This window comes from Saccharopolyspora sp. NPDC045941, assembly GCF_056431445.1.
The window spans coordinates 55,726-62,267 of the sequence record NZ_JBWKKU010000061.1 but is presented as its reverse complement, the minus strand read 5'-3'; the positions used below and the strand labels follow the sequence as shown (position 1 = coordinate 62,267).

Sequence of the window (6,542 nt, the reverse complement as noted above, 5' to 3'; positions counted from 1 at the left end):
CGAACGGCTCGCAAACCAGGCCATGCGCCCACCGGGACCGAGAGGTAACAACCCTACGCATTAGGGCTGCGGAAGGGATGGTGCCCTAATGAGCAATCTCAACAACCAGCTCGTCAAGCAGGAAACCGAGGAGGTTGCCCGAGGCATCCGCTTGCTGCTGGCCAGGCCGCTGCTCACCGCCGCCGCCGATGAGGACGGCTTCGACCTGGTGCGGCGGCGGCGCGATCCGATCGTGAAGTGGTTCGACTACTACTGCGGCTGGCGCGCGCACGTCGAGCCCAGACTCGGCTACGCGCGGCTCAGCAAGGTCACCGACCGCCCGGACCCGAGCCGCCCGGCCCGCAGGTTGCGCTCCTCGCGCGCACCGTTCGACCGCCGCCGCTACACGCTGCTGTGCGTCGCTGCCGCGGAACTGCTGGCCGCCCCGGTGACCACGATCGGGCTGCTCGCGGACCGGATGGTGCAGGCGACCGCTGCGGAGCCGGAGCTGCCGACGTTCGACCCCACCCGCCGCGACGAGCGATCGGCCTACGTGGACTCGTTGAAGTGGCTGGAGCGCTGCGGCGCGATCCGCCCGGTGGACGGCAGCACCGAGAGCTATCTGGACCACGCGGACGCCAAGGTGCTGTACCAGATCGACACCACGCTGCTGGTGCGCCTGCTGGCCGCGCCCGTGCCACCGTCCAGATTGGACGAATTGGAGATCGGTGCGCTGCTGGCCGAAACCCGCTACGGCGACGCCGCGGACCCCGACGCAGCCGTGTCGGAGAACCAGCGCAACCTGTGGCTAAGGCATTCGATCATGCGGCGTCTGGTGGACGACCCGGTGGTGTACCGAGCGGACCTGACCACAGCACAGCTCGGCTACCTCGCATCGCCGACCGGCCGGCGAATCATCGCCCGCGGTGTCCAGCAGGCGGGTTGCGTGCTGGAGGAACGCTCCGACGGTTACCTGGTGATCGACCCGGACGCGATCGCGACCGACACGAAGTTCCCGGACGACAGCTCGCACCCCAAGGTCGCGGCGCTGCTGGTGCTGGACAAGCTCAACGAGACCGCGGACTGGCTGCCGGCCGGCGAACTGGCGCTCACGGCTGCCGAACTGCTCGACCGGTTCCGCTCCTGGGGTAAGGCATATCGCTCCGACGGCGGCACCCAGCGACTCGCCCACGACGCGGTGGAAATCCTCCGCGCCTTCGGCCTGGCCGAGCGGCGCACTGACGGCGCGATCCGCGCGCTACCGGCGGCGGCCCGCTACGCCGTCGAGCGCATCCGGACCGACGAAGCAGGACACCGATGACCGTGACCGAACTCAATCCCGGGCGGAACAACCAGCAGCGCTGGCGGCCGACCCGCGCCGGGATCGTCAACATCTGGCGCTACTACGGGGAAACCTTCGAGTTCCACCAGGGGCGGCTGCTGCTGCGCGGCCCCAACGGCACCGGCAAATCAAAGGCGCTCGAACTGCTGCTGCCGTACCTGTTCGACGCCAGCCTGCGGCCGCACCGGCTGTCCACGTTCGGCAGCGGCGACCGGACGATGCACTGGAACCTGATGGGGGAGGGCAACACCGGAAGCACCCGCGTCGGCTACGTGTGGCTGGAATTCGGCCGCGTCATCGATGGCGAACAGACCTGGTTCGGCTGCGGCGCCCGCCTGCAGGCCACCGCCAACACCAAGAACGTGACGCCCACGTACTTCACCACCACGCGGCGCATCGACCTGCCGGGTGGTGTGCGACTGGTCAACGACGCGGGCAGACCGCTGATCAAGAGCGATCTCGCGGCCGAGATCGGCGATGACGGCGAGGTGTACGGCTCGCCGGCCGACTACCGGCGCGCGGTCCGGCAGACGCTCTTCCCCGGAGTGAGCGAACAGCGCTACGACGCGCTGATCACCGCGTTGCTGCAGCTGCGCACGCCGAAACTGTCAGAGCGACTGGACCCCAGTGTGCTGTCCACCCTGCTGTCCAAGGCCCTGCCGCCACTGGACCACACCGACATCGCGGAAATCGCCGAAGGATTCGAACGACTCGACCGGCAACGCGAAGAACTCAAGGTCCTCGACGGCGAGGTCGCAGAGGCCGAAAAGCTCGCCGCCAGGCAGAAGACCTACGCCCAGCGCGTCCTGCGGTCCACAGCGGCTGGACTGATCACCGCGACGTCGCAGATGTCCGAGGTCACCCGCAAGGCCCGGGAAAGCCGCGAGGAACACACCGAGGCGCAGGCCGAACTCACGTCGGTGACCAAGCAGGACAAGGCCCTGGCAGCGGAGAAAAGCCGGACCGACACCCGCATCGAAGGAATCGTCGACTCGTCCGCCTACCGCGAAGGCAGCCGACTGCCCCAACTTCGTAAGTCTGTCGAAGCAGCCGAGCGCCACGCCGCCGAGGCCGCCAGACACGCGGCGAATCTGCGTGCCCAGGCCACGCGCGACGCCGAACGCACAGCGGAGCTCGCGCGCGAGGCGCAAACGGCAGAACAGGAGACGGCCCGCAGGTCAGGCGAGGCGCGGCAAGCCGCGGAGCGAGTCGGCATGCCAGCGGTGGTGGACGAAATCGCGCGAAGCGCGGACACCGCGAGCGGCCGAAGGCTGCTGCGAGCCGCAGTGGACAGCAAGGCGAAGCAAGTCGCGCAGGTGCGGCGCGCTGCGGGCGTGCACCGCGAAGCGGTGAAGCACCGCAGCGACGCGGAACGCTGGGTGGAGGCGACGCGGGAGCAGCTCGCCGCGGCGGAGAGCGGCGCGGCAGCGGCGCGGCAAGCGTTGGAGCGGCGGCTCGAGGAGCTGGCGGCGGAGCTGGTGCGATGGGCGCAGGCATGTCGGCAGCTGACGGTGCGAGATCCCGAACGGCTCGCCGAGCTGGTGACCGATCGCGCTTCCTTGCTCCGCGTCGTTCACGAGGCGGAAACCATTGTGCTCGAACGTTGTTCGATCGCCGAGACCGAGTTGCGCGCCACCCGGGACGGGCTGTTGGCCGGGATCGCCGGGCACGCGGCGGAACGCGGTGAGCTGGAGCGGCGCGTTGATCGTCCACCGCCCGCTCCTCGCACTCGCGGCATGGACCGGGCGAGCGCGGACGGTGCCCCGCTGTGGCGGCTGTTGGAGTTCCGGGCGGACGTGCCGGATGCGGTGTGCGCGGCCGTGGAGGCCGGCTTGGAGGCCGCCGGGCTGCTCGACGCATGGGTGCTGCCCAAGGGCACACTCAGCGCCCCTGACCGGGACACCTTCGCCGAAACGCTGTTCTCGGTGTCCGCGCCCGGCCGTTGCCTGGCCGATCTGCTCGTCGTGGACGAGAACTCCCCGGTGAGCACGGACCGGGTGCAGCGATTGCTGGACGGGATCGCCTTCGGCGACACCGCACCGAACCACCCCGCGGCCATCGGCGGCGACGGCACCTGGCGGCTGGCCAGCGTGCACGGTCGCTGGCACAAGCCGGAAGCGGAGTTCATCGGTGCCGCCGCCCGGGAACGCGCCCGCGGTCGGCGCATCGCGGAACTGGACGAACTGATCGAGGCCCTGAAGGTCAGCGTCGACGAAGTCGACGACCGGCTGCAGAGCGTCGCGCAGCACCGCGAAGCACTCGTCGCGGAGCTCGCGCAGCGGCCCGGTTTCGACGGAGTCGATGCCGCCGAGAACGAGCTCACCAAAGCGGAACAGCTTTGCGCGGCCCGCGATGATGCGGTTTCGGCCGCCGTCCGGGACCGGCAGTCCCGGGAGAACGAGGTCGCGGCGGCGTGGCGCGAGCTGACCAGCGAAGCAGCTACGCACGGCCTGCCGACCAGCGAGGACAAGCTCGACGACGTCGACGCCGCGGTGCGGAACCTGCGCGACGCTGCCGACCTCTGGCTCGACAGCCGCACGGAATCACACACCATTGCCGAAAAGGCGCGGGACGCCGGGCATCGGGCGGCCGAATCCTCGGACAACGCCACAGCCGCGCAGGAAACCGCCGACGAGCGCGCCCAGGAAGCCGAGAACGCCACGATCAAGCTGCGCACCGTCGAGGAATCGGTCGGAACCGAGTTCCGGAAACTGGACGAAGACCTCGCCGCCCTTCGGAAGCGGAACGAAGAAATCGCCGAGGAGCGGGATCGGCTGCGCGGAGCCGAGCGGCGGCTGACCGAGCGCATCGGCGCGCTGGCCGAACGGCAGCGCGAAGACGAGTCGAGGATGGCGGATGCCACCGAAGCCCGGGATGGTGCGGAGGAGCGGTTCCGCGAACAGGTCGCGGGGAGCCTGCCGGAAGACGCGCGCGTCGAACTCGATCCCGGGCCGCTCAACGGGAAGCGGCCCGCGCTGGATGCGGCGCGCAAACTCGCCGAGCAGCTCTCCGGCGTGCTCCACGAGCCGAAGAACGTGCGCGACGCAGAAGGGCGGCTTGCCCAGGCCGTGCACGATGCCCAGCCGCTGTTGGCCGGCCGCGCCGACCTGGACCTGGAGCAGGACGAGGAGATCAGCCTGTTCACCGCGACGGTGGACGGCGTGCGGCACGGCGCGGTGGCGCTGCTGAAGCTGCTGCGGGCTGACCGGGAGCGCACTGCTGAGCAGATCACCGCCGACGAGCGGCAGCTGTTCGACCAGACGTTGACCGGGGACACCCGGCGGCACATCGCCGAACGCATCCGGGCCGCCAACGAGCTCGTCGACACGATGAACCACCGGCTGGAACGCGTTCGCACCGCGTCCAACGTGCGGGTCCGCCTCGTTTGGCAGGTCGATCAGCAGTTGCCGGCGGGCACCAGGGAGGCACGCGAGCTGCTGCTTCGCAACCCGGCAACGCTGGCGGAGCAGGAACGCGATGCGCTGCACCGGTTCTTCCGCGAGCGGGTGGATGAGGCGCGTTCCACCGACACCGCGACCGGCTGGGAGCAGCAGCTGCACCAGGTGCTGGATTACACCGCGTGGCACCAGTTCGTGGTGAAGGTGGACCGTGGTCGGGGCGAGGGCTGGCAGCCGGTCACCAAGCGCCTGCACGGCGCTCTCTCCGGCGGGGAGAAGGCGATCGTGCTGCACCTCCCGCTGTTCGCGGCGGCCGCCGCGCACTACCAGTCCACGCCGCTCGCGCCGCGGCTGATCCTGCTGGACGAGGTGTTCGTCGGGGTCGACAGCACCAACCGCGGACAACTCCTGGAACTGCTGGTGGGCTTCGACCTGGACCTGGTGCTGACCTCCGACCACGAATGGTGCGACTACCGGGAGCTGACCGGTATCGCCATCCACCAACTCGTCGCCGGAACCGACGACGATGCGGTGACGGCCGTCCGATTCACCTGGGACGGCCGCGAGTTGCGCGCTGACGAGGAGCCGCTCGATGCTTGATGCACGGGCCCGCTACGACACCCCGCAACTCGCGCCGTTGTGGCGCGTGCTGTGGGAACGGTTGTCCTCGGGACGCGCGGTCAGCAGCGTGCGGTTGCGCGGCCTGGAGCCGGACCAGAGCGCGGCGCTCGCCGACCTGCTCGGCCTGGACCGGCTGCCGGGAGCGGATGCGTCGGTGTCGGTGCGAGCGTTGGACGAGGCGCTCGGACCGGCCACCGGGCTGACGGCCAGGGAGGTCGTCGAACTCATCGTCGGCCGATTGGAGAACCGTGCGGAAACCCGCCTCGCGGCAACCAACGCCCGGGCCGCGCTCTGGAAGTGGCTCGATGAGCACCCTGTTGTCCGTGCCGAGCCGGCGCTGGCCGGTTGGGCGGCGGGAATCAGACGAGGTGGCCTGATCGACGGGTCGACAGCCCGGACCAGGAAGGTGATCGCGCACGCCTTGTCCGTGCTGGCGGCATTACCCTCGGACGGTCGCCCATTGTCCACATTGGCTGGTGACGTCTGCGATGACACGCACGCGCTCGACGACGGAACCCGGACGTCGGCCCTGGTCCTCAAGGCGTTGGCGGCGATCCACGACGAGGCGCCGCCGCAGAACGCAGAGGAGCGACGGGCGTGCTGGGAGCGCGCGGGAGTGGAATGCGACGCGCTTTCCACCTCGGTGCTCACCGCCGGTTTCCGGCCCAGTGGGACCGATCCGCTCTCGGTCACGCTGCAAGCGTGGACCGACGCGGGGCACGCGGCGGTCGTGACGCTGGCCCAGCTCCGCGACTTCGGCCCGCCGAGAGGCGTGACAGTGGTGCACGTGGTGGAGAACCCGGCGATAGTCGCGATGGCGACCGCCCGCTTCCGGTCGCAGTGCCCACCACTGGTCACGACGTCGGGCTGGCCGAACAGCGCCGCCATCCACCTCCTGCGCCGACTTGCCGAATCAGGCGCGCAGGTGCGCTATCACGGCGACTTCGACGGCGAAGGAGTGCGCATCGCCGCGCATGTCGTCGCCCGCGCCGGTGCGCAACTGTGGGCCATGTCCAGGGCGGACTACCTCGCGGCAGTCCGCCCTGGCCGCCCGGATCCCGGCAACATCACCGACGCCCCCTGGGATCCGGAGTTGGCAGAAGCGATGCGCGAGCACCGCGCAACGGTGTCGGAAGAGCATGTCGCCGAACAGCTCTTGACCGATCTGGCCACGTTCCGCGGGCGGACCCGCTGACAGCCGT

The 6,542-nt window shown here is 70.0% G+C and carries 3 protein-coding genes; all 3 read left to right on the top strand.

Features of this window, described 5'->3' with window-relative positions:
- Positions 1-88 precede the first annotated feature (88 nt).
- The 3 genes from AC07FN_RS35545 to AC07FN_RS35535 are packed head-to-tail and all read left to right on the top strand — an operon-like array spanning position 89 to position 6,535.
- A complete protein-coding gene (locus tag AC07FN_RS35545) occupies positions 89-1,300 on the top strand; it encodes a TIGR02678 family protein (protein ID WP_478399579.1) in 1,212 nt (403 codons plus the stop codon).
- Complete coding sequence (locus tag AC07FN_RS35540) at positions 1,297-5,319, top strand: TIGR02680 family protein (RefSeq protein WP_478399578.1); 4,023 nt, start codon at positions 1,297-1,299, stop codon at positions 5,317-5,319. The genes AC07FN_RS35545 and AC07FN_RS35540 overlap by 4 nt, the downstream gene beginning before the upstream one ends.
- Positions 5,312-6,535 (top strand): TIGR02679 family protein, encoded by a 1,224-nt coding sequence (locus tag AC07FN_RS35535; protein ID WP_478399577.1) that lies wholly within the window; start codon positions 5,312-5,314, stop codon positions 6,533-6,535. Before AC07FN_RS35540 ends, AC07FN_RS35535 begins: the two co-directional genes overlap by 8 nt.
- Positions 6,536-6,542 lie beyond the last annotated feature (7 nt).

Bases quoted from the DNA above. Each gene is read 5' to 3' on its own strand.
- AC07FN_RS35545 (WP_478399579.1), top strand. From the start codon at position 89: ATGAGCAATCTCAACAACCAGCTCGTCAAGCAGGAAACCGAGGAGGTT.
- AC07FN_RS35540 (WP_478399578.1), top strand. From the start codon at position 1,297: ATGACCGTGACCGAACTCAATCCCGGGCGGAACAACCAGCAGCGCTGG.
- AC07FN_RS35535 (WP_478399577.1), top strand. From the start codon at position 5,312: ATGCTTGATGCACGGGCCCGCTACGACACCCCGCAACTCGCGCCGTTG.